This window comes from Hyphomicrobium sp. (genome assembly GCF_041659645.1).
In the GTDB taxonomy this organism is placed as follows: domain Bacteria; phylum Pseudomonadota; class Alphaproteobacteria; order Rhizobiales; family Hyphomicrobiaceae; genus Hyphomicrobium_B.
The window spans coordinates 963,484-982,916 of the sequence record NZ_JBAZXX010000002.1; the positions used below are offsets into that span (position 1 = coordinate 963,484).

General features: G+C 58.8%; 17 protein-coding genes. 5 read left to right on the forward strand and 12 right to left on the reverse strand.

Going from position 1 to position 19,433, the window contains the following annotated elements; genetic code table 11:
- Positions 1–19 precede the first annotated feature (19 nt).
- Positions 20–925: a polyprenyl synthetase family protein gene (locus WC811_RS09580; protein WP_372643550.1), complete on the forward strand. Its 906-nt coding sequence runs from the start codon at positions 20–22 to the stop codon at positions 923–925.
- A gap of 19 nt (positions 926–944) precedes the next feature.
- On the opposite strand, the gene WC811_RS09585 is transcribed toward WC811_RS09580, so the two are convergent.
- The 6 genes from WC811_RS09585 to WC811_RS09610 all read right to left on the reverse strand — a co-directional run bounded on the left by WC811_RS09585 (position 945) and on the right by WC811_RS09610 (position 6,887).
- The gene (locus WC811_RS09585) at positions 945–1,613 is read right to left on the reverse strand and encodes an outer membrane protein (protein WP_372643553.1); all 669 of its coding nucleotides are present in this window, start codon (positions 1,611–1,613) and stop codon (positions 945–947) included.
- A gap of 196 nt (positions 1,614–1,809) precedes the next feature.
- A complete protein-coding gene (locus WC811_RS09590; protein WP_372643555.1) occupies positions 1,810–3,132 on the reverse strand; it encodes a flavin-containing monooxygenase in 1,323 nt (440 codons plus the stop codon).
- A 214-nt stretch (positions 3,133–3,346) separates the two neighbouring features.
- On the reverse strand, positions 3,347–4,612 hold the full coding sequence (gene ispG, locus WC811_RS09595) for a flavodoxin-dependent (E)-4-hydroxy-3-methylbut-2-enyl-diphosphate synthase (protein WP_372643557.1): 1,266 nt from the start codon (positions 4,610–4,612) through the stop codon (positions 3,347–3,349).
- A gap of 32 nt (positions 4,613–4,644) precedes the next feature.
- The gene (locus WC811_RS09600) at positions 4,645–5,448 is read right to left on the reverse strand and encodes a metal ABC transporter permease (protein ID WP_372643560.1); all 804 of its coding nucleotides are present in this window, start codon (positions 5,446–5,448) and stop codon (positions 4,645–4,647) included.
- Entirely contained in the window at positions 5,449–6,375 is a 927-nt protein-coding gene (locus WC811_RS09605) for an ATP-binding cassette domain-containing protein (RefSeq protein ID WP_372643563.1), read from the reverse strand. It lies immediately after the preceding gene.
- A gap of 17 nt (positions 6,376–6,392) precedes the next feature.
- The gene (locus WC811_RS09610; RefSeq protein ID WP_372643566.1) at positions 6,393–6,887 is read right to left on the reverse strand and encodes a Fur family transcriptional regulator; all 495 of its coding nucleotides are present in this window, start codon (positions 6,885–6,887) and stop codon (positions 6,393–6,395) included.
- A 310-nt stretch (positions 6,888–7,197) separates the two neighbouring features.
- Here WC811_RS09610 and WC811_RS09615 point away from each other — a divergent pair, with 310 nt between their 5' ends.
- Positions 7,198–10,545 (forward strand): hypothetical protein, encoded by a 3,348-nt coding sequence (locus WC811_RS09615; protein ID WP_372643568.1) that lies wholly within the window; start codon positions 7,198–7,200, stop codon positions 10,543–10,545.
- Positions 10,546–10,631: 86 nt separating this feature from the next.
- Here WC811_RS09615 and WC811_RS09620 read toward each other — a convergent pair whose 3' ends face one another.
- The 3 genes from WC811_RS09620 to WC811_RS09630 form a co-directional block, all read right to left on the reverse strand.
- Positions 10,632–11,480, reverse strand: coding sequence for a fumarylacetoacetate hydrolase family protein (locus WC811_RS09620; protein ID WP_372643571.1), 849 nt, complete (start codon positions 11,478–11,480; stop codon positions 10,632–10,634).
- 143 nt (positions 11,481–11,623) lie between these two features.
- Positions 11,624–12,421 carry a pentapeptide repeat-containing protein gene (locus tag WC811_RS09625; RefSeq protein WP_372643574.1) on the reverse strand — a complete coding sequence of 266 codons (798 nt, stop codon included), beginning with the start codon at positions 12,419–12,421 and terminating at the stop codon, positions 11,624–11,626.
- A gap of 177 nt (positions 12,422–12,598) precedes the next feature.
- Positions 12,599–13,192, reverse strand: coding sequence for an HXXEE domain-containing protein (locus tag WC811_RS09630; RefSeq protein ID WP_372643576.1), 594 nt, complete (start codon positions 13,190–13,192; stop codon positions 12,599–12,601).
- Positions 13,193–13,403: 211 nt separating this feature from the next.
- Here WC811_RS09630 and WC811_RS09635 point away from each other — a divergent pair, with 211 nt between their 5' ends.
- Positions 13,404–14,393 (forward strand): glycosyltransferase family 2 protein, encoded by a 990-nt coding sequence (locus tag WC811_RS09635; protein ID WP_372643578.1) that lies wholly within the window; start codon positions 13,404–13,406, stop codon positions 14,391–14,393.
- A 2-nt stretch (positions 14,394–14,395) separates the two neighbouring features.
- On the opposite strand, the gene WC811_RS09640 is transcribed toward WC811_RS09635, so the two are convergent.
- The 3 genes from WC811_RS09640 to WC811_RS09650 all read right to left on the reverse strand — a co-directional run bounded on the left by WC811_RS09640 (position 14,396) and on the right by WC811_RS09650 (position 16,542).
- Positions 14,396–15,418: a glycosyltransferase family 2 protein gene (locus WC811_RS09640; RefSeq protein ID WP_372643580.1), complete on the reverse strand. Its 1,023-nt coding sequence runs from the start codon at positions 15,416–15,418 to the stop codon at positions 14,396–14,398.
- Between the two features lie 549 nt (positions 15,419–15,967).
- Positions 15,968–16,240, reverse strand: coding sequence for a hypothetical protein (locus WC811_RS09645; RefSeq protein WP_372643583.1), 273 nt, complete (start codon positions 16,238–16,240; stop codon positions 15,968–15,970).
- A 38-nt stretch (positions 16,241–16,278) separates the two neighbouring features.
- The gene (locus WC811_RS09650; RefSeq protein ID WP_372643586.1) at positions 16,279–16,542 is read right to left on the reverse strand and encodes a hypothetical protein; all 264 of its coding nucleotides are present in this window, start codon (positions 16,540–16,542) and stop codon (positions 16,279–16,281) included.
- Between the two features lie 316 nt (positions 16,543–16,858).
- Between WC811_RS09650 and WC811_RS09655 the strand changes: the two genes are divergently transcribed.
- The gene (locus tag WC811_RS09655) at positions 16,859–17,743 is read left to right on the forward strand and encodes a helix-turn-helix transcriptional regulator (protein WP_372643589.1); all 885 of its coding nucleotides are present in this window, start codon (positions 16,859–16,861) and stop codon (positions 17,741–17,743) included.
- 275 nt (positions 17,744–18,018) lie between these two features.
- Entirely contained in the window at positions 18,019–19,182 is a 1,164-nt protein-coding gene (locus WC811_RS09660) for a hypothetical protein (protein WP_372643592.1), read from the forward strand.
- Positions 19,183–19,433 lie beyond the last annotated feature (251 nt).

The window sequence follows — 19,433 nt, forward strand, 5'->3', positions numbered from 1 at the left end:
CGGGGGAGAGCATAAGGCAGTGTCACCTTTTCTTGTCCAGCTTGGCAACTCCGCAACAGTCGTGGAAGCCTATTTAGCGGCCGTCCTTGCCAAACAGGAGAGCGAAGGCACACCGCCGCGTCTGGCGGAAGCCATTCGCCATGCAGTCCTCGGCGGTGGCAAGCGTTTCCGGCCGTTCCTCGTATTTCAAAGCGCTGCGCTTTTTGGCGCAGCTCAGGAGGCGGCCCTGCCAGCGGCCGGGGCTATCGAGTGCATTCATTGCTACTCGCTCGTCCATGACGACCTACCGTCGATGGACAACGACGAATTGCGTCGCGGGCGCCCGACGGTCTGGAAGGCGTTCGACGAATGGACGGCCATCCTCGTCGGCGACGCGCTACAGGCGTTCGCCTTCGAACTCGTCGCCGCGCCCGAAAGCAACGACAATCCGAGCGTCAGGGCCGACCTCGTGCACGTTCTCGCCGTCGCGTCGGGTTCGGTCGGCATGGTCGGCGGGCAGCAGCTCGATCTCGAAGCGGGGAAGCTTGAGGGTCAGCCGGAGCCGACGATCGAGAGCATCATGCGGCTACAGGCGATGAAGACCGGTGCGCTCATTACGGCGGCGTGCGAGATGGGAGCTATTGTCGGCGGCGCGAAGTCTGAAGAACGTGCGGCGCTCAAGACCTACGGCGAACACCTCGGTGTCGCCTTCCAGATCAGCGACGATCTGCTCGATGCCGAGGGATCGAGCGCGGACACTGGCAAAGCCACCGGCAAGGATGCCGCCGCGGGCAAAGCCACGCTTATCGGGATGCTCGGAATCAAAGAGGCGCGTAGCCACCTCGATCGTTCGATCGCGGCGGCTATCGCAGCCCTCAACGTGTTCGGACGGAAAGCGGAACCTCTCGCCGAAGCCGCGCGACTGATGGGCCGTCGCGACAGCTAGCGAGAGAGGGCGCAGACGATTAATGGAACTTGTAGTTCAGACCGACGCGGACGGCCTGGAAATCGTTGTTGATGCGATCACCGCTCGAGAGCGTGTCGTCACCGAAGCCGAGATAGAGATATTCAGCCTTCATGCTCCAGTTCGGCGCGAAGGCCCATTCGACACCGCCGCCCACAGCATAGCCGACGTCGGTATTTGAATCGCGAAAGTGGAGATCGTCGACGCGAACATGGGTGTCGAAATCGGCAACGGCGAGACCGCCGGTTCCGTAGATGAGCAGCGGGCCACTCGTGAAGCCGAGACGGCCACGAACGGTTGAAAACCAGTTCACGTCGGAATGCGCCGTGGCGTCGCTAAAAGGATCGTAGGCGCGGCCGCTGATGTCGGCAGCCTGAATGTCACCTTCGACGCCAAACACGAAACGTCCGCGCTGCCAATTGTAACCGATCTGGCCGCCGCCGAAGCCACCTTCTGGCTCGGTGAAAGACGAATTCGACCAGCCGTAACCGCCGTTGACGCCGACGTATGCGCCTTCCCAAATGGAAGGAGCGCTGTACTCAACTTCCGGAGCGGGCGGCGGCGTATATGGCTGATACGGTCCGAGATCTGCTGCAAAAGCGCTGCTGCTTGCAGTCAACGCGAGCAGAGCTGCGCTCGCCAAAAGCGACTTAGCGAATTGCGATTTCATTTTTGAACCCCGTCTTTGTACTAGGCTTGTGGCCCACCGTGCGCATCTAACGCCAACCACCCATTTGGGGTTCCAATTGGACATTGCCGATGCACAAACCGATACGCTGGTATGCAATAGCGACTGCGTGCCGCTAAGTATTTCCGAAATGCCCCTCTTAGCGGGCGGATCCTAATAACGCGTTGATTAAGCGCAATCAGGCGTTCTCGGCCATCCCTCGTTTGTCCGAGTTGATTTTCTGCTTACGGGAGAGGCGACGGTCGCGCAGCTTAAGGAGCGGCAATATCCAATACGCGAGCTTAATCTCGCGGCGCGATTTCTCCGGATCGACCAAATGGGTCGTCGGCAAACTTTGTGTAAATGAACTCTCCATGAGTGTACCGAGCGGAAGCTCGAGTTCATCCTGTAGCGCGATCATACGCGCATAAAGATCAGACAGCGGCGTGATCAAGCGGCCGAAGCCGTTTCGCGCTTGCGCCCAACCGACGAGATAAAGTCCGCGCGCGCCGGGCGGAAATGCGCCGCCATAAACCTGCACGACGTTGTGCTTCACTTCGACGAGACCTTCGGGAAGGAACGGGAACGAGGTGTTAAATCCTGTTGCGGCGACGATCATGTCGTAAGCGCCGGTCGTGCCATCGACGAACGTCACGGTTTCGCCGTCGACGCGTTCGACCGCGGGGCGCGGCTTCACGCGGCCGAGACGAATGGCATTCAAGAGATCGGTGCCGAACGCGGGATGCCGATCGAAAATCTTATGGTTCGGACGCTGCAATCCGTAACGGCGATAATCACCGATGGTAATGGCGACGATCGATTTCAAAATAGCGCGCTGAAGGAAGATCGGCAGTCCCCAAATCGGAATATCCGTCAACGGGCGACCGAAAAATGTTTTCGGTAAATACCAATAACCCGACTGCAAACTGATATCGCACGATTTGCCAAAGCGCCCCGCATCAACCGCCATATCGACGCCGGAGTTGCCGCCGCCGATGACGAGCACGCTCTTGCCTTCGACCTGCGCGGGACCGGTATAATCCTTGGAATGAAGCATCTCGCCGGTGAAGGCGCCGCGGAATGTCGGATAGCGCTTATCCCAGTGATGGCCGTTGCAGACGACGACGCCCTTGTAGGTGCGCTCCTCGCCGTCTTCGAATTTGACTGTCCAGCGGCCCGCACCGTCGGGCTTGGCGAGCACAACTTTTTTGTCGAATTCGGCGGACGAGAGAAGCCCGCGATCCTTGGCGAAGTCCGTCAGGTAACTGAGCATCTGATCGGCGGATGGAAAATCCGGAAAGTCGTCCGGCATCGGATAATCGGCGTATTCGGTCGCCTTCTTAGAGGAGACAATGTGCGCGCTGCGATAAACGCCGTGCAGCCAGTTGCCGCCAACACCGGGCGCCGCCTCGATCAGATCGAAGGGAATGCCGCGGCGCTTCAGTGCCGCTGCCATCGCCAATCCGACGGGTCCGGCGCCGATGACGATGTGGCGCTCGAGCGTGCTTATTCCTTCGCTCATTCTCAGAAAAATCCTTGATGGCAGGTGGCGATGCACCGATCGGCAACGCGTCCGCACTGCGCTAGGTCCATCGGGAGCGGTGGTGACCGGTCGTCTCGATACAACATCGACCGACCATAGTGCGAGCGCAGGATCGTCGCAAACGCTGCGCCAGAGCAGCGATTTTCCATGAATTGCTTAAGAAATATCGTTTTGGTGAAGATCAGACGAACGGCTATTCCGCCGCCTCGCCGCCAGCAACGGCGTCCACGGTGAAACGGCGGGCGATATAATCCTCGACGATGGTCTTGAAGTCGCCGGCGATGTTCGGACCGCGCAAGGTCATGGCCTTCTTGCCGTCGATGAAGACTGGGGCGGCCGGCGATTCCCCGGTGCCTGGCAGCGAAATGCCGACGTCGGCATGCTTGCTCTCGCCGGGGCCGTTGACGATGCAGCCCATCACCGCAAAGTTCAGCGCCTCGACGCCTGGATACTGCGTCTTCCAGTCCGGCATACGATCGCGGATCATGTTCTGGATGTCGCGCGCGAGCTCTTGGAAAACGGTCGAGGTGGTGCGGCCGCAACCGGGGCACGCCGCGACGACGGGTACGAAAGAGCGCAGGCCCATCGTCTGCAGGAGTTCCTGCGCCGCGCGGACTTCTTGAGCGCGGTCGCCGCCGGGCTCGGGCGTTAACGAATAGCGGATGGTGTCGCCGATGCCCTGTTGCAGCAGAATGCCGAGCGCTGCGGAGGAGGCAACGATGCCCTTCGAACCCATGCCGGCTTCCGTCAGGCCGAGATGCAGTGCGTAGCGGCAACGATCGGCGAGCATGGCGTAGACGGCCAAGAGATCCTGGACCGACGACACCTTGCCCGAGACGATGATCTTGTTGGCGCCAAGTCCCATTTCCTCGGCGCGTTCGGCCGACATCAACGCCGACTGCACCATGGCTTCGTGCATGACGCTGCGCGCGGATTTCGGCTGCGTGGCCTTGGCATTCTCGTCCATCAGATGCGTCAGCAGCTCGCCATCGAGTGAGCCCCAGTTGACGCCGATGCGGACGGCTTTGCGGTGTTCCAGCGCCATTTCGATGATGGCGCCGAACTGCTTGTCCTTCTTGTCCTTGAAGCCGACGTTGCCGGGATTGATGCGATATTTGTCGAGCGCTTCGGCGCACGCGGGATTTTCAGCCAACAGCTTGTGGCCGATGTAATGGAAATCACCGATCAGGGGCACGGTGACGCCGCGTTTCCGGAGCTGGTCGCGGATGTGGGGGACGGCCTTGGCGGCTTCGTCACGGTCGACGGTAATGCGGACAAGCTCGGATCCGGCGCGCGCGAGATCGGCGACCTGCTTCACCGTGCCCGCAATGTCAGCCGTGTCGGTGTTGGTCATCGACTGAACGACAACCGGCGCGCCGCCGCCGACCTGGACACCGCCGACGCTCACCGCAGTCGTCTGGTGACGGGCTTTCATCGTGATGCTGTCGCTGTGCAACATCGTATAGCCTTTCCGATCTCTGTGGCCGTGTTCTAGCGCCCTCTGCGGCTTCCCGCCAGAAGCGATATGGCCGCGATTGTACACAGGGCGATGACGATGCTGGGGCCACCCGGCGCATCGCTCGATAGAGACACCCAAAGGCCGAGGATAACGCCCAGAAACGCTATTCCGGCGGCCAGAACCGCCATCCGCTCGGGGGTTGTGGATAGTGGCCGGGCGGCAACGGCGGGGACGACCAAAAACGCCATGACGAGCAGGACGCCGACGATTTTCATAGCCACGGCGATGACGACGGCGAGCAAAATGTCGAATGCCGTCCGCGACAGGCGCGGATTGATACCCTCGGCGGTTGCTAGATCTTCGTGCAGCGACAGGCGCACCAATGGTTTCCACAGAAAGAAAGTGATCGCCATGACGACCGCGCCGCCGCCGTAAATCCAGATGAGGTCATTGCTGGTGACGGCGAAGACATCCCCGAAGAGGTAGCTCATGAGGTCGATGGCCGGACCCTTCACCAGCGAGATCGCGACGATCCCGAGGGCGAGCGTGGCGTGATGCATCAAGCCCAGCGCGGAATCGAGCGGCACCGTCTGTTGCCGCTGGAGGAGCGTCAGAATACCCGCCGCCGCGATCGCCGCCAGGATGACCGCCAGGGTTAGATTGATATTCGCTGCGAGACCAAGCGCGACGCCCAAGAGGCCCGCTTGCGACAGCGTCTCGCCGACATACGACATGCGCCGCCAGACGACGATGCAGCCGAGCGGCGCCGCGACGACGGCGAGACCGGCAGCCGCGAAGAAAGCGCGCCAGACGAACGGATCGGGCCATTCAAACACTCAGGAGCCTCGCCCTGGTGCTGCTGTTTCATCCGGACGGAGTTCGTTGAGCGGCTCGTTGTTGAGCGGCAGGGCTTCGCCGGTCAGATCGTGATGATGATCGTGATGGTGGCGATAGACGCCGAGCGCCGTGGCGGCTCGCGGTCCGAAAATGCGGACATAAGACGCGTGCTGCGAGACGTCTTCCGGTTTCCCTGAGCAGCAGACGTGGCCGTTGAGGCAGATGACGCGATCGCTGCGAGCCATGACGACATGAAGATCGTGGGAGACGAGCAGAACGCCGAAATTGTGGGTGTCGCGAAGACGGCCGATCAAATCGTAGAGTTCGGCTTCGCCAGTGAAATCAACGCCGCTCGCGGGTTCGTCGAGGATGAGAAGATTCGGGCGGCGAAGAAGCGCGCGGGTGATCAGCACTCGCTGGGTCTCGCCACCGGAAAGCTTCGAAAGCTGCTGATTGAGCGTTCTGACCGCACCCGCCTCGTCCAACGCCCGCTCGATGTCCTTTGGCTTGGCCTCAGCGCCGAGCGCTAGGAATGAGGCGACCGTCATCGGGATCGTCGAGTCGACGTCGAACCGCTGCGGAACGTAGCCGATGCGGGTCGACGCCGGTTTCACTATGCGCCCCTGCGTCGGTTGTTCGATGCCGAGCAGAAGGCGGACGAGCGTGGTCTTGCCGGCGCCGTTCGGGCCGATGACCGTGACGATCTCACCGCGACAGACGTCGAGATCGACGTTCGACAAAACTTCGCGGCTGCCGCGCTTCATCGTCAGCCCGCGTGCGGATATTAGCGCTTCCGCGTCAATCCGACCGGCGGTTTCGGGCGCGGGCGCGTGGCCATGATGATGGTGTCCGCAGCTGCACGCCGCAGAGCCAATCGGGTCTGCATCGTCCGGGAGCGGCTTACCGCTTGTATCGAAAACCGACAAAAGAAATTCTCTCCGTCTCAGGCGTTGCGGCGCGCGGCAACGCAGTCGTGGCAGGTGCCCGATACTTCGACGAAACGGACTCGCGTCTCGAATTCGGCTCCGTTCGCGGCGGTGTCGATGGCGCGGAAAATATCGTCGCCGTCGACCTCCTGGACGGTGCCGCATTTCTCGCAGCTCAGGAAGATCGGCGGACGGCCGGTGCGCGGCTTATCCATGCGCCGACATGCGAAATAGGCGTTCTTACTTTCGAGACGATGGACGACGCCGGCTTCGAGCAGCGCGTCCAGCGCCCGGTAGACCGAGATCGGCGCTAACCGCGTGCCCTTCTTGGCGAGGCGATCAAGCACCTCGTAAGCACCGACGCTCGCATGGGTCGAGGCGATTTCCTCGAAGACCTTGCGACGGAGATCGGTGAACCGGATGTTCTTTTCCGCGAAGATCGCAGTCGCCTGCTCAAGTGAGGTTTTCAAGCGGTCCGTGGCTCTCTGCTCGTCGGCTGCATTGGCTACCATGACAGTCCCCTAACGTCCGGCCGAAGCGCTCGTTGGGCGGCACCTTGGAACTTGCGCCTCTTCGGACGATATAACATGTCGGGATGGGCGGCCATTCGGTTCAAGGGCCGCACCGGCTTTTTATCCCCGGGCGGGTTGAGCAAGCTAAACTGCCCTGATGGCAGACGGAATGGACAGAATTCGCGAAAGAACTTCATTCAACGAGCACATTTTGTCTTAATCTCGCCGCCAATCGGCCCGCTCGGCCGCGCAATTATTAACCATCGCGACCGGCGATTCGCTTGGCGCCTAGGCTGGGAACGACCGAAGGATGGACGTCAAATTTCTGATCGACAGGCTGGCGGAGCACGCCCAACCGATCGGTATTGCCGTTTTCGTGGCTTGTACCCTCGCCCTGCTCTTGCGCACGCGTGTGGCACGGCGGCTCCGGGCGGCAATCGAGGAAACGGTTTTCAGCAACTGGCGCTTGGCCTTGCTCGGCACGACCGGCATCGTGCTCTCGGCCGCGGCGGGCTGGCGAACCTGGGAAGGCATGTATAATTTTACCGGGGAGCCGCTGCTCTCCGGTATGGTCACATTCGGCATACAAGGCATCATGCTGATCGTCGCTTGGCTGATCGGCGAAAGCTTTGCCACCGGCATGAACCGGCAGTCGCGCCCCGGCCAATCGCCTCTGGTTAGCGCCGGAGCGCAGCCGTGGATCGGCACCTTCATCGGATTGCTGCTTTTTCTCACGGTCTTCGTGATGTTTCTACAGTGGCCGGGAAGCGACGCTGCGAAGCGCGCGGCGGGTATCGAGGGTCTCGACTGGTCGGCGGCCGGCGATAAGTTTTTGATGTTTGGCGCGGGCCTGCTGCTGGTCGCGCTTTTCGCGCTCTATGCGGCAAGCGACATTATTCGCCCGTACATCCAGGTCGGCCGGATTATCATTCGCAATTCGATGCTGTGGCTGATGTTCTTCGCGTGCATGGCGACGAGCGTATTCTTTTCGTTCGATAGCTTCTTCACCTCGATTTTCCCGCAGTCGGAGCGCGTCCGCGCCGCTGAGTTGCGGGCGCAGAATCAGGTCTCGGGTATCATCACGGATATCGAGCAAGCGATCGCGGCACGGCGCGCGGCCCTTGCCGAAGAGCTGTTCACAACCGATGTCTGGAAAAATTACGACGAGCAGCTTGAGAAGATCACCCACGCCGCGACGCAATCGCAGAGCGTGATCGAAAAGTACGTCAACGATCAGATCGAAGAGCACCGGCGCGCGGTTAAAGAGCAGCAGGAACGGATGACGTCGGCGCAGGCCGGTCAGGCCGGACTTGCCAACCGCAAAGTCTCGCTGACCGACGAGAAGTCGAACCTTGTCGGGCAGCGGCCCGAGCTTGCCGCCGACTATGCGAGCAAGAAGGCCGACTACGACCAGAAGCTTCGCGACGTCGATGCCAAGCGCGTCGAGGCGCTGGCGGAGGACAAGGGAGTCGAGGGCAGCGGCAAAGCCGGACGCGGGCCGCTCTATCGCCAGCGCATGGACGAGCTTGGGCTGCTGCAGGCTGGCGTACAGATTTCGCAAGAGCGCATGAAGGACGCGCAGAAGCGCCTGACGGCCGTCGAATCGCGGCTGTCGGCGATCGACACCGAGCTTGCGACGCTCGACGGCGACCTTGCCAAGTACAAGGGCGAGGCCGAAACCGCAGAACAACGCATCAAGCTTGCTGAAGATAGCGTCCAGACGGAGAGCGGGCCAAAGATCGATCCAACGCGCATTCTGCCGCTGTTTGCCCGCATCAGATCGGACTTCCGCGCCGATCCGACCGTTGGGCATCTCCACGACGTACAGCAGATGTGCAACGACATTTACACGGCGATGCAGGCGACGCCTGAGACGAAGTCGCTCGTTTCCGGAATCGACTGCGATCCGAAGTCGACGGCGGATGCGGCGACAACGCTTTTCTCGCTGCAGGCCGGGACGAAAGTTTTCGAGACGACGTGTGCTGGTGGCGACAAGCTTAACGCCAACACATCGACCGACGCGCTGTTTGCGTTCGCGCGGCGCTGCCTTTCCGACAGCGCACTTCCGAGCAGCGACACCGATGCGCTCAGGACGAACATCAACCGCATCGAGCTTTCCCGCGATGACAAAGCGCACCGTTTCGTCGTTACGCTCAACGCGTTTCAGGATGGCAACCGCCTCGCGTATCTAGCGCTCGCGATCGCCATCGGCCTCGACGGGCTGATCTTCATGTCGGGCCTGTTCGGCGCCAACGCCGTGCGTTCGCCGCTCTCGGATATTCCGAGCTTCCGGTCGCGTTCGGGGGCGCAGCTCGAAGCGACGATCAACGCCGCGCTTGGCGCGCATCCCTATGAGACCGCGTGGCTGACGCTGACGGCGCTCCGGCCGATTACGAACCAGGATGGGTTTTCAGCGCTCGCGGACCTAAGCGCGATGGAGCGATCGCAGGCCGACCGCGTGCGCATGGTTTTGACGGCGGGCGCGGACATCGGCGCAGTCGAGACGATCAGCCATAACCCCGAGCGTTACCGCGTGCGCAGCGAGCTTCGCGAATATCTGTCGTCGATTTGCGACAAGCAGTTCAAGACCGACGCGACGGCAAAAGATCGGGCAAGGCTCGAACAACTTGTATCCGCCGCACTGGCGCCGCATCCGCGCGAGCATTCGGAAATCGTTCTCAACACTCTGGAACCGATCCGGGAAACGGAAGGCTTCACCTCGATGGTGACGCTGACCGATATCGCCAACGACTACGATTCGCGCGTCGTTCGCCGCGTGATGAATGCTGGTTCGGCGGCGAAAGCGGTGGCGCCCGACGTCAAGATCGACGATCGCTATTACATTCGCCCGGCGCTGTACGAAACGCTGCTGACGATCCGCGCGACAGCGCCGGAAAGTTCCTCTTATGGCCGCGAGCGCGCGCGTTTCGAGGGCGTGCAAGAGCGTCCGGCAATCGACGCTGGCGTGCTGCGTGAAGCGCAACAGAGATTAGAACCGGCAAAGGGCAGCGTTCCCGAGATCGAGAGGCGTCGCGATCCGCCGGCGTTGCCGGGCCGGCTGCCGCTGCCGCGTGAAGAAAAGCAGGAACTCGCCGCGCACTATCGCGAGGCGCTGCTCGAAGCCGTCCACCTTCGCCCCGATATCGTCGACACGCGCCTGAGCTTGGCGGAATCGCGCGATGCCATCCTTGAAGCCTGGAAGGCGCTCAACGCGCACAGCAAGAAGAACGAAAATCTCGACTTCCTGCTGCGTGCGTTCCAGAACGAGCAAGATCGCGTCTTGGCCGAAGTTTATTCGCAGTTGCGCAGCGAGAACGGCGGCGACGAGCGCAAGCAGTCGCTGCTCGATAGCGTGGACGGGCGTGTCCGCAACGACCTCACGCTTTATATGCTTTTCCCGGAGATGGGGCTCGTCACGTATCTCATTGACGAACTCGAAGCCGCCGCGCAGCCCGACGATGGCCTCGTTCACGGCGAGCAGGACCTGAAGGACCAGCTCAAATATGTGCGCGAGGCGCTTGGCCGATTGGATCTCGACAATCCGGATTCGTGGAACCAGATCCGCCAGCGGCTCGCGATGCGAACGGGAACGGATTTCCGCAATTACCTAAACAGGCCGTCCGACCATGACGGGTCGCCGGACGACAACGACATTTGAGACCGCAAGCTGGCGATGGCGATCGCCGCTGTCGCGCCCATGACAGAATGGGGATGTACGACGCCCTCCCCACTCTATGGCGACGTTTAAAGTTTGAAGTCGATGACCTTCTGGCGCTGGATCCCAAGGCCTTCGATTTTTAGTTCCATCACATTGCCAGGCTTCAGGAACTCTTTCGGGTTGCGCGCCGTACCGACGCCGGGCGGCGTTCCGGTCGTGATGATGTCGCCGGGCTCGAGCACCATGAACTCGGTGACGTAGGCCAACAGCTCCGGAATTTTGAAGATCATCGTTGCGGTCGAGCCGGTTTGCTTACGCGCGCCGTCGACGTCGAGGGACATGGCGAGATTGTCGACGTCGGCGATCTCGTCGGGCGTCACGAGCCAGGGGCCGATCGGACCGAACGTCTCAGCCGACTTGCCCTTCACCCACTGGCCGCCGCGTTTGCTCTGAAAGCGGCGTTCCGAGACGTCGTTGCAAATGCAGTAGCCGGCGATGTAGTCGGCCCAGTCCTTCGCTTCGACATAGCGGGCGCGGGCACCGATGACGAACGCGATCTCGACTTCCCAATCGAGGTGGCGTGAATTCCTCGGGATCATCACATCATCGTCGGGACCGCAGATCGACGTCGTCGCCTTATTGAAGAGGATCGGCTCGGTCGGGATTTCCTGGCCCGTTTCCTTAGCGTGATCGGCATAGTTGAGGCCGATGGCGATAAAGTTGTGTGTCCCGGCGACCGGCGGGCCGAGGCGGGCGTCATTCGGAGCCTTGGGAAGCTTTTCGAGATCGAGTTCGCGCACGCGTGCGAGCGATGCCGGAGACAAATACTCGCCCGAAAAATCCGGGATGATCTCCGAAAGATTGCGAATTTCGCCGTTGCTGTCGAGGATGCCGGGTCTTTCGACGCCGGGGGCGCCAAAGCGAACGAGTTTCATTTACAAATATCTCCAGAACCAACGCCATGCGCCTTCGGGAGAGCTTCTAAGCAGAAATCGAAAGGTCTGCCAATCGCGCCGTCGCGATAAGGGCGTGAGGCATCCGGGCCGCCCGAATTTGATCTGCTCAACGGCGCCAACCGTCAGTTGACGTTGGCCCGGTCTCTATTTTTCGCCTTGTCCATGTTCTTTGCGCTTTCGGCATTCTTCATGTTGCCGATACGGGCCGAATTTAAATCGGCGCCGTCAAAGTTCGCTCCCGCTACGTTCGCACCGGTGAAATCCGTTGCCGCGAATTCTCCCTTGCGGAGATTGGCGCCGGACAAATCGGTGCCTTTCAGTGAAGCAAATTCCATCATTACACGCGCCATATTGGCGCCTTTGAACGAAGATCCGTCCAACGTTGCGCTCTTGAAAGCGCCGCGCATCAATCCCATCGACTGATTTTTCTCGTCGGCAGATAGATTGGCGCCATCGAACGTGGCGTTCTTGATGCTCGCGTTGGAAAAGTCCGCAGCGACGAGGGCGTTGGCGAAATTTGCTCCGTCAAATTTTCCTCCACCAAATTGCGAGGCGAAGAGGCTCGCGCCTTTGAGATTTGCGCCTGAGAAATCGGAATTCAGCGCCCAGGCTTGATCAAGGACGACGCCTTCCAAGTCTGCATCTTTGAAGTTGGCCTTGTTGATGCGCGCCGACTGGAGCTTCACGCGACGGAGATCGAGTTTCGACAAATCGATCCCGTTCAGGCTTTTGCCGCTGAGATCGAGGATTTTCCCGTCTGGAAGTGCACGAATAGCGGCTTCGATCTGATCGCGCGTCAGTTCGGACTTGGTGAAGGCGTCGGAAGTGACATCGAGGCCCGTCAGATCTTGCGCTTGCACCGACGATAGTGGAGCGACCAAGCAAATCGCGGCAAACGCAAGACCAGAGATCAACTTCATGGGGTTCTCCGTCGAGATCAAGGGGATGTCCGAACAACCGGCATCCTAACCTACGACGCTTCGGATACGCCTGTTACACTCCAATGAATGTGATGGAGTCACATTGCGGGAAACACAGCGAAAGGCTTCGCGCAATCGAACACCGCGCCTAGTCGATGGCGGCGACGCCCTTACAGGTCAGGCCGCTGCTGCCGACACGCGCGGATCTTTAGCATGATGTGCCGCCGATGCATTGAGGTTCGCTCGGACGGCGATGGCCGCGTGAACCGCGATTGCGATCGCAAAGCCGATTACGTTCTGCATCGGCGTCGCCGGCACAAGCAGGATCAGCGCGAGCCCAAAGGGCACGAATAGCAACGCGCCGGTCGCGAGGCCCGGATTGTAGCCACGAAACCGTGCGGCCATGCCGATGTGCGCGATGCCGTTGATGAGGATGAGATAGCCCGCCGCCACGCCCCAGCCAACATCGATGAAATGCGCGGCATAGAGCGCTGCGAAGTTCAGGCCCCACACGCCAGGCAGGTTGATCCAAAGCACGTCGGCCACGCTCAGCGCTTGCACGCCTCCGAACACGGTGCCGTTGATGTAAGCACGGAAGCGGTCGCCGGTGTGTTCTTCTACCTGATGCAGCATATAGATAGGAGACGCGAGAAAGATCAGCAGCAGGGCTTGGCTGCCGCCGCCGATGCCTACCGGGACAAGTAACAGGAAGGCGATGCCCATGAACATGGCGCCCGCGACCCAGTGGGCTTGAAGCCAGGATTTGACCATCGACGACCCCTCTGAGCTGCGAGAAAAACGTATCCGACCCACTTCGACGCGAGGCAAGGTTGCACGACAATTCCTAAAGTGAGGTGAACTGATGAATATGAGTGCCACTCGGGCTGGCTAAATGGCCGAGCCAAGGCCTACGATCTTGATTTCGCCGCGGATATTATGCTCATGCGATGCGCTATCGAGGCGCGAGGCTAACATTCCAGGCATGACTGGATCATCAGTAGATGTCGTTTCTGGAACTCAGTCAGGTGCAAGCGCGGCGCAGCCTCATGTCGATCAGCTCGTGGCCATTTGTGCTTGTACCTACAAACGTCCCGTCATGCTCGAGGCTTGTCTTGCGTCACTGGTAAGCCAGAAGCCGATTGGAAATATGAGGTATCGGATCATTGTCGTCGACAACGATAGTGAACGGTCCGGCGAAAGCGCTGCGCGTCGATTTGGTCCCGACATCGCATATTTTGTCGAACTCAAACGGGGCATTTCGTTCGCGAGGAATGCGGCACTCATGGCTGCAAGCGACCTCGGCGCCGATTGGATAGCGTTCATCGATGACGATGAAATCGCCGACACTTCGTGGCTGGCAGAACTCATGTCTTCCGATTATTTTTCGGTCGCTATCTTGAGGGGATACCGCATTCTGCAGGCACCGCAACCGGCGCCCTATTGGGATGTCGCGGGGCGTAGCAAAAAGCCCATTGAAGGCGAATTCTGTCACACGGCCTACACACATAATGTCCGTTTCAGCCGAGCCGTTGTCGACAAAGGTTTCAAGTTCGACGAGAGGCTAGCCTTAAGCGGAGGCGAGGATGTGGATTTCTTTACGAGAGCCAGAAAAGCAGGATTTGAAATCCGGCAAACTGCGAGGGCGATTACGTTCGAGGCGATCCATCCCGAACGACTGACCTTTTTGCGCCAGTGCCAAGAGTCCTATTGGATAGCCGCGGCCAACATCCGCGAGTCTATTGTACGACAAGGCCTCGCAACGACTTTGGTATCAAAACTCCATACGATTCCGCTCAATCTTTTCCTCGGCCCTCTACTGATTATGTTTAGTCCATTCGCGCTCCCACTCGGCCCGTGCGCCTTCAAAAAGATGGCTCTGACGGGTGGCGATAAAATCGCCAGGGCTATAGGGAGAGCAGCAGCCCTTTTGGGGCACATCCCATCACCCTATAAAAACATTGATGGAAAATGATTTCAAAAACCCATGAAATATTTCAGCAAGCTCGGCAATCCCTGCCTGCGGTAGTAGCCGCGAATTGTTTTCCGAGCATTTTTCCGATTTTCTTTGCCGCGAAGCACTGACGGATCGACGTTGTTTCGAACGTACCGAAGATCATCCTCCTCCAACCTGTAGGGGCGAAAACCGGCAAGTTCGATAAGCTTCAGCGCGGATGCTGCCTTCAAATAGAAAAGTTCATGCGGCGGCAATTCACCCGCAAAAAGGCCGATCATTCCCTCAAGGCTCTTAGCTTCCCTGCATCTCTTCAAGAGGCTCGGATCGAAAGCAAGATCGGGCTGCATCAGGTCTTGTCGTGCAGCAGAAATCGCTGCGAGCTGGCTATATACAGCTTGGATGCGCCCTTCCACGACGGACGCGCCGGAAATGCTCGCCGTGTGGATGCGGTATAGTCCCAAAATGTCCCCCATATTCTCGAGTTGGCCGAACGGCACAGCTCTCCAATACAGGTCACTGTCCTCACAGTGGAAGGTGTGCCTATATTTAAGTTTCTTCAGGATATCCGCTCTCATCATCAAAAATGGGTGCGGAAGATACGGCTCACGCGCGGGATATGCCGTGTAATCGCCCGATCCTCTATTATTTGGATAATGTTTTTCCCCCGTAAATCTGCCTTCCTCGTCGATGTGAAAGTGCGCCCCACTCACGGCGATGCACGAAGGACGTTCCAGAAGATAGTCAACTTGTTTTGTAAGTCGGCCACGCGCCGAAATATCGTCGCCATCTTGACGTGCGATGAATTCGCCTGATGAAGCCGACAATCCAAGATTTAGCGCGTCGACAATCCCGCTATTGTGTTTATGCATATATTTTATGCGGAAATCGGTATTGCTGAGATCTTTGATTATCTCGGCTGTACTGTCAGTGGATCCATCGTCAACAACGATAATCTCGGTATTTTCGTAGTTTTGCTTTAAGACGCTCTCGATGCTCAAACGAACAAAACGCGCGGCGTTATATACTGGAAGCAGAACGCTCACGAGCGGCCTGCCATCTCCTTGTATCGCCACAGATTCCCCCTGCGATCTCTTGGTCGGCGTCACATTAGGATAGGCTTCGGGCGAAAAAAATTACAAGCGCGACACGAATTAATAGGGGGGAAAGCTGGAGTGGTGCGGACTGAGGGACTCGAACCCTCACGACGTTACCGTCTTAGGATTTTAAGTTCGTCGATTGATCAACTCTTCCAAGGGCCGTTAGGACATTTTGGGATCAAATAGCCCCATTTTGCTTCATTGCGTTAGTTGAAATGTCCTAACAGCGAGCAAGCTAAGCGATTTCGTCCGCTCATATACGTTAGCGGACACTTGACGGTGGTGAACTACCCTTGTCCGATCCAGTCGCAACATGACCGCTTTCAAGTGATCAACGGACTTCTTGCCGACACGACGCTCGTCAGGCAGCGCACCGCCTTCTCTTCGGTCCGGATCAAAGTCCCGGCATTCCGATGACCCCCGGCAATGCCTTTACGCGCTCAACCCAGGCGGCCACAGAGGGACGACCGTCGATGGACAGGCCGCCTTCGTGGATCAGTGCGATGTAGGGCATGCAAGCGACATCGCCACCGTCGGACGGTCGAGTGCCAGCCAAGGCCGAAGCTTGAGACGGCCATTGCCGCTCCCTACTGCTTCGGGCATCGGCACATCCTGCCGATCGTCCACGATTTTGTCGCTCATTACAAAGAAGTGGAGGTGCGACTGCAGCTCAACGATTAGCCCATCGAGATGACCGAAGGTCGGATCGACATCGGCATTCGTATCGAGGCAGCATTGGATCCTGCCATGCGGTAAATTCAGGACCATCGCGGACCGTACCGGTACTTGGCGCAATCCCTCAGTGGCTATTGCCGTTCCGCATCGGACGCTTTGGAAACCTTGTAGTGATGATGTTCAGCCTGCAGATGATGTATGTGTGCCAAATATGCGTGCCTGGCGGCCTCTTCGTTCTGCCCTGCCTCATAATGTTTTGCTGCTTCGCGATTGTGCTTTGCAGCATGCTCATGGTGCTCAGCCGCTTGCTTGTGATGCTCGAAGGTATTCAGAGCCAATGATACGATCCCTTTGCTATCATTCAGCACATATTCAATTGCGGCATTTCCCGCCAATTACTTCCACATACTATGTGGGAGCGCAGAACAGTTAGCGCCAGTGGCCTATCTCAATTGGCCGTGTAGGGACAGCCTTCCTCGGCGTCAGCTTTAGCGAACCGGGCAAAAGCAAGCACTTAGACGTCGGCTAGCCGTGCCAGTTTTTGGATAACGACATGCTGTTGTCGACGGCTTACAGCGCCCCCCGTGGCTCAAAGCGACACCCCCATCATCTCCGTCGCCAGTAATTGGGAGACATGTTCACGACTGCATTGATGTTCCGCCCACGTCTTGTAAAAGAATCTCGGCCGAGTTTCGTCGCGAAGGAGAGAATGTGACCACATCACGCCTCCAAATAAACTCGAACGGACATCGCCTGCCTTTTTTTTCCGACCCGGCTCTCAGGAGTTCCGATCATCCGTGGGCGGGCTATTATTTGGAGGAGGCGTACGGCCCCGCCGATCCGATACCGAGCCATTCCTGGTCCAAGACCACGCTTTTGTTGGTCACAGGTGGCGGCGGTTCCCTGAATTGGAAACATAGAGGCATTTGGCGGACGGATTCCGTCCGCTACGGAACCGTCTCCATCATACGGCGCGATGTGGAAATTCAAGCCTGCTTGCCGAGCAATCCGATGCCGACCATAGTGCTCCAACTGGATAATTCCAAATTGCAGCACCTCGCGCCCGATAACGTTCTTGCCATCGATAAATTGTTGGGAACGGCGCAAGTGACCAATGATCTCCGCCTCGCCACCCTGATGTCAGCAATGTGCGATGAAGTCCGAGACGGATGTCCCTCTGGCAGGCTTTTTGGCGAATCGATCTCGCTAGCCTTTCTCGCGATGCTTTCAAGTAAATATGCTGCCGGTCAGCTTGCGGGAAATCGTGATACCGGTCTCTCACCAGCCCAGAAGCGCGTAGTTATCGACTACATCCGGGCTAACCTGACGAACAACATATCTGTGTCCGAGCTTGCGGGACTCGTACAGATGACCCCCTCTCATTTCACTCGGGTATTTGCTGACGCGTTTGGGTTAACACCCTATCGATTTGTGATGCATGCACGAATTGAAGATGCGAAGGGTTTGATCGCCAACAAGAGTTTATCTGTCAGCCAGATATCTTCCATGTATGGTTTTTCGAGCCAGAGTCACTTCGCAAAAGTTTTTCGTCAGTTCACGGGCGTTTCCCCCAAGCAATATAAAGTCGGATTGTAGCGCGCGTGTTCGGCGCCGCATCCAATCGCGACCTCTAAGGTCGCTCCATATCCATGAGACCGTCGCCAAGTAAAATTCTGTTTGGAGCAGGATTGTGCCCGAATGCGCAGGATCATTGTGGTTCCCTCACGCGCTCGCCTCTAGCATCCGTTTTGACGAGGACACTTCAGCTTTCGACGAAGATCGAAAGTGCTCGTCGCAAAAGCCAAGGGAAGAAGCAAAAAAAGGGACGTAAAATGAACAATAATAATAACGTTGCCAAGTCACGGAGTAGAATGGCCCGCAGATACTATCCGCTTGCCGCACTTTTTCTCATCGCAGGAACACCCGGTAGCGCCTTAGCGCACGACGATGATAACAATAGCCGTCAGGACCCCATCGTCCTCGAAAAATCGGGCGGGTTCATCATCGGCGGGCAGCACAAGGCCATCAATCCGGCAACTCCCAATCGGACACTTTCGTGCGATCACGGGTACGTCGAGTATTTCTTACCGATGAACCCGCGCAAGACGAGCATCGTGCTGTGGCACAGTTCGAGCGCGCAGGTTTGGCAGAACCGCTGGGACGGCGGCGAAGGCTTCAAGGACAAGATGCTGCGAGCCGACTATCCCACGTACATTTGGGACGGCCCGCGCGTCGGGCGCGCCAATTGGAGCTGCGAGTCGATCACCTACACGCCTTCCTCTCGCGACCAGGGCAATTTCACCGCCTGGAACTTCGGCCCTGCGGTTCCCGCCGGACTAGTGCCGACAGCAGCGGAATGGTGGCCTGGCGAGCAGTTCCCAATCACCGCTAAGAATTATGAGGACTATTGGTGGAATGCCACTGGGGCTCGCTACGACGAGTTCGACATCGGCCGGAATATCGACATCGAGACTGATGCGGCGGCTGTCGCGGCCGACTCGGGCAAGCTCGGTAATGCGTTGTACTACTTGACGAACTCCGCCGGTGGCCTTCGCGCCATGGTGACAACGTCCAAGTCCACGAAAAACAACATCGCGGGCATGACGACCTATGAGAGCATCGGCTACGTGTTCCCGCTCACAACTTCGGGGGCGGCAGCCAATCTGCCGAAGCCGGCGAACCTGTGCGACATGTCAGGGACGGGCTGTGCCTTTGGTCCCATTGGCATTCCCGAGGAAAACTTCAAGAAGCTCGCGAAACTCAAGAAGATCCAGTTCGTTTGGGGCGATCATCGGGCCGAAACCTACACCTACGTTATCCAGTCCCGCCAGTGCGCCGCGCTGATCAACGCCTACGGCGGCAACGCGGAAGTCGTCAAGCTGGACGAGGCGGGCCTCCCCGGAAGCACGCATATCCCCTTCATGGACATGGATAACGACAAGGTCGCATCGCTGCTCTTCAAGAACCTTAAGAAGAACAAGCTCGACAGCTACGCGAGGAACCCGCGTGGCCACTGGGGCTGGGGCAACTGGTAATCCTGCGGCGGTCCTCGTCCCTCGCGGGACGAGGACCTAAATACTCGGCTCTGCTCGCTTCGCGCGGCGCAGGGCCGCTACTTCGCAGACGTGATGCATAACCGATGGATGTTGAACATCGAGCGAGCTTTGAACTGCGGCCCCGCGCAATTCGTGGATCACCGAGCCCATCGTATTCCTCTGCAGTTGTATTGCAAAAAGCAAAGCAGCGTGGCGCAACCTCGCCATCACGCAGAGTACGCGACTGTTCA

Excerpts from the sequence above, each read along its gene's own strand:
- WC811_RS09615 (WP_372643568.1), top strand. The coding sequence starts at position 7,198 with ATGGACGTCAAATTTCTGATCGACAGGCTGGCGGAGCACGCCCAACCG.
- WC811_RS09635 (WP_372643578.1), top strand. The coding sequence starts at position 13,404 with ATGACTGGATCATCAGTAGATGTCGTTTCTGGAACTCAGTCAGGTGCA.
- WC811_RS09610 (WP_372643566.1), bottom strand. The coding sequence starts at position 6,887 with ATGGTAGCCAATGCAGCCGACGAGCAGAGAGCCACGGACCGCTTGAAA.
- WC811_RS09660 (WP_372643592.1), top strand. The coding sequence starts at position 18,019 with ATGGCCCGCAGATACTATCCGCTTGCCGCACTTTTTCTCATCGCAGGA.
- ispG (WP_372643557.1), bottom strand. The coding sequence starts at position 4,612 with ATGTTGCACAGCGACAGCATCACGATGAAAGCCCGTCACCAGACGACT.
- WC811_RS09620 (WP_372643571.1), bottom strand. The coding sequence starts at position 11,480 with ATGAAACTCGTTCGCTTTGGCGCCCCCGGCGTCGAAAGACCCGGCATC.
- WC811_RS09645 (WP_372643583.1), bottom strand. The coding sequence starts at position 16,240 with ATGGTCCTGAATTTACCGCATGGCAGGATCCAATGCTGCCTCGATACG.
- WC811_RS09625 (WP_372643574.1), bottom strand. The coding sequence starts at position 12,421 with ATGAAGTTGATCTCTGGTCTTGCGTTTGCCGCGATTTGCTTGGTCGCT.
- WC811_RS09585 (WP_372643553.1), bottom strand. The coding sequence starts at position 1,613 with ATGAAATCGCAATTCGCTAAGTCGCTTTTGGCGAGCGCAGCTCTGCTC.
- WC811_RS09590 (WP_372643555.1), bottom strand. The coding sequence starts at position 3,132 with ATGAGCGAAGGAATAAGCACGCTCGAGCGCCACATCGTCATCGGCGCC.
- WC811_RS09630 (WP_372643576.1), bottom strand. The coding sequence starts at position 13,192 with ATGGTCAAATCCTGGCTTCAAGCCCACTGGGTCGCGGGCGCCATGTTC.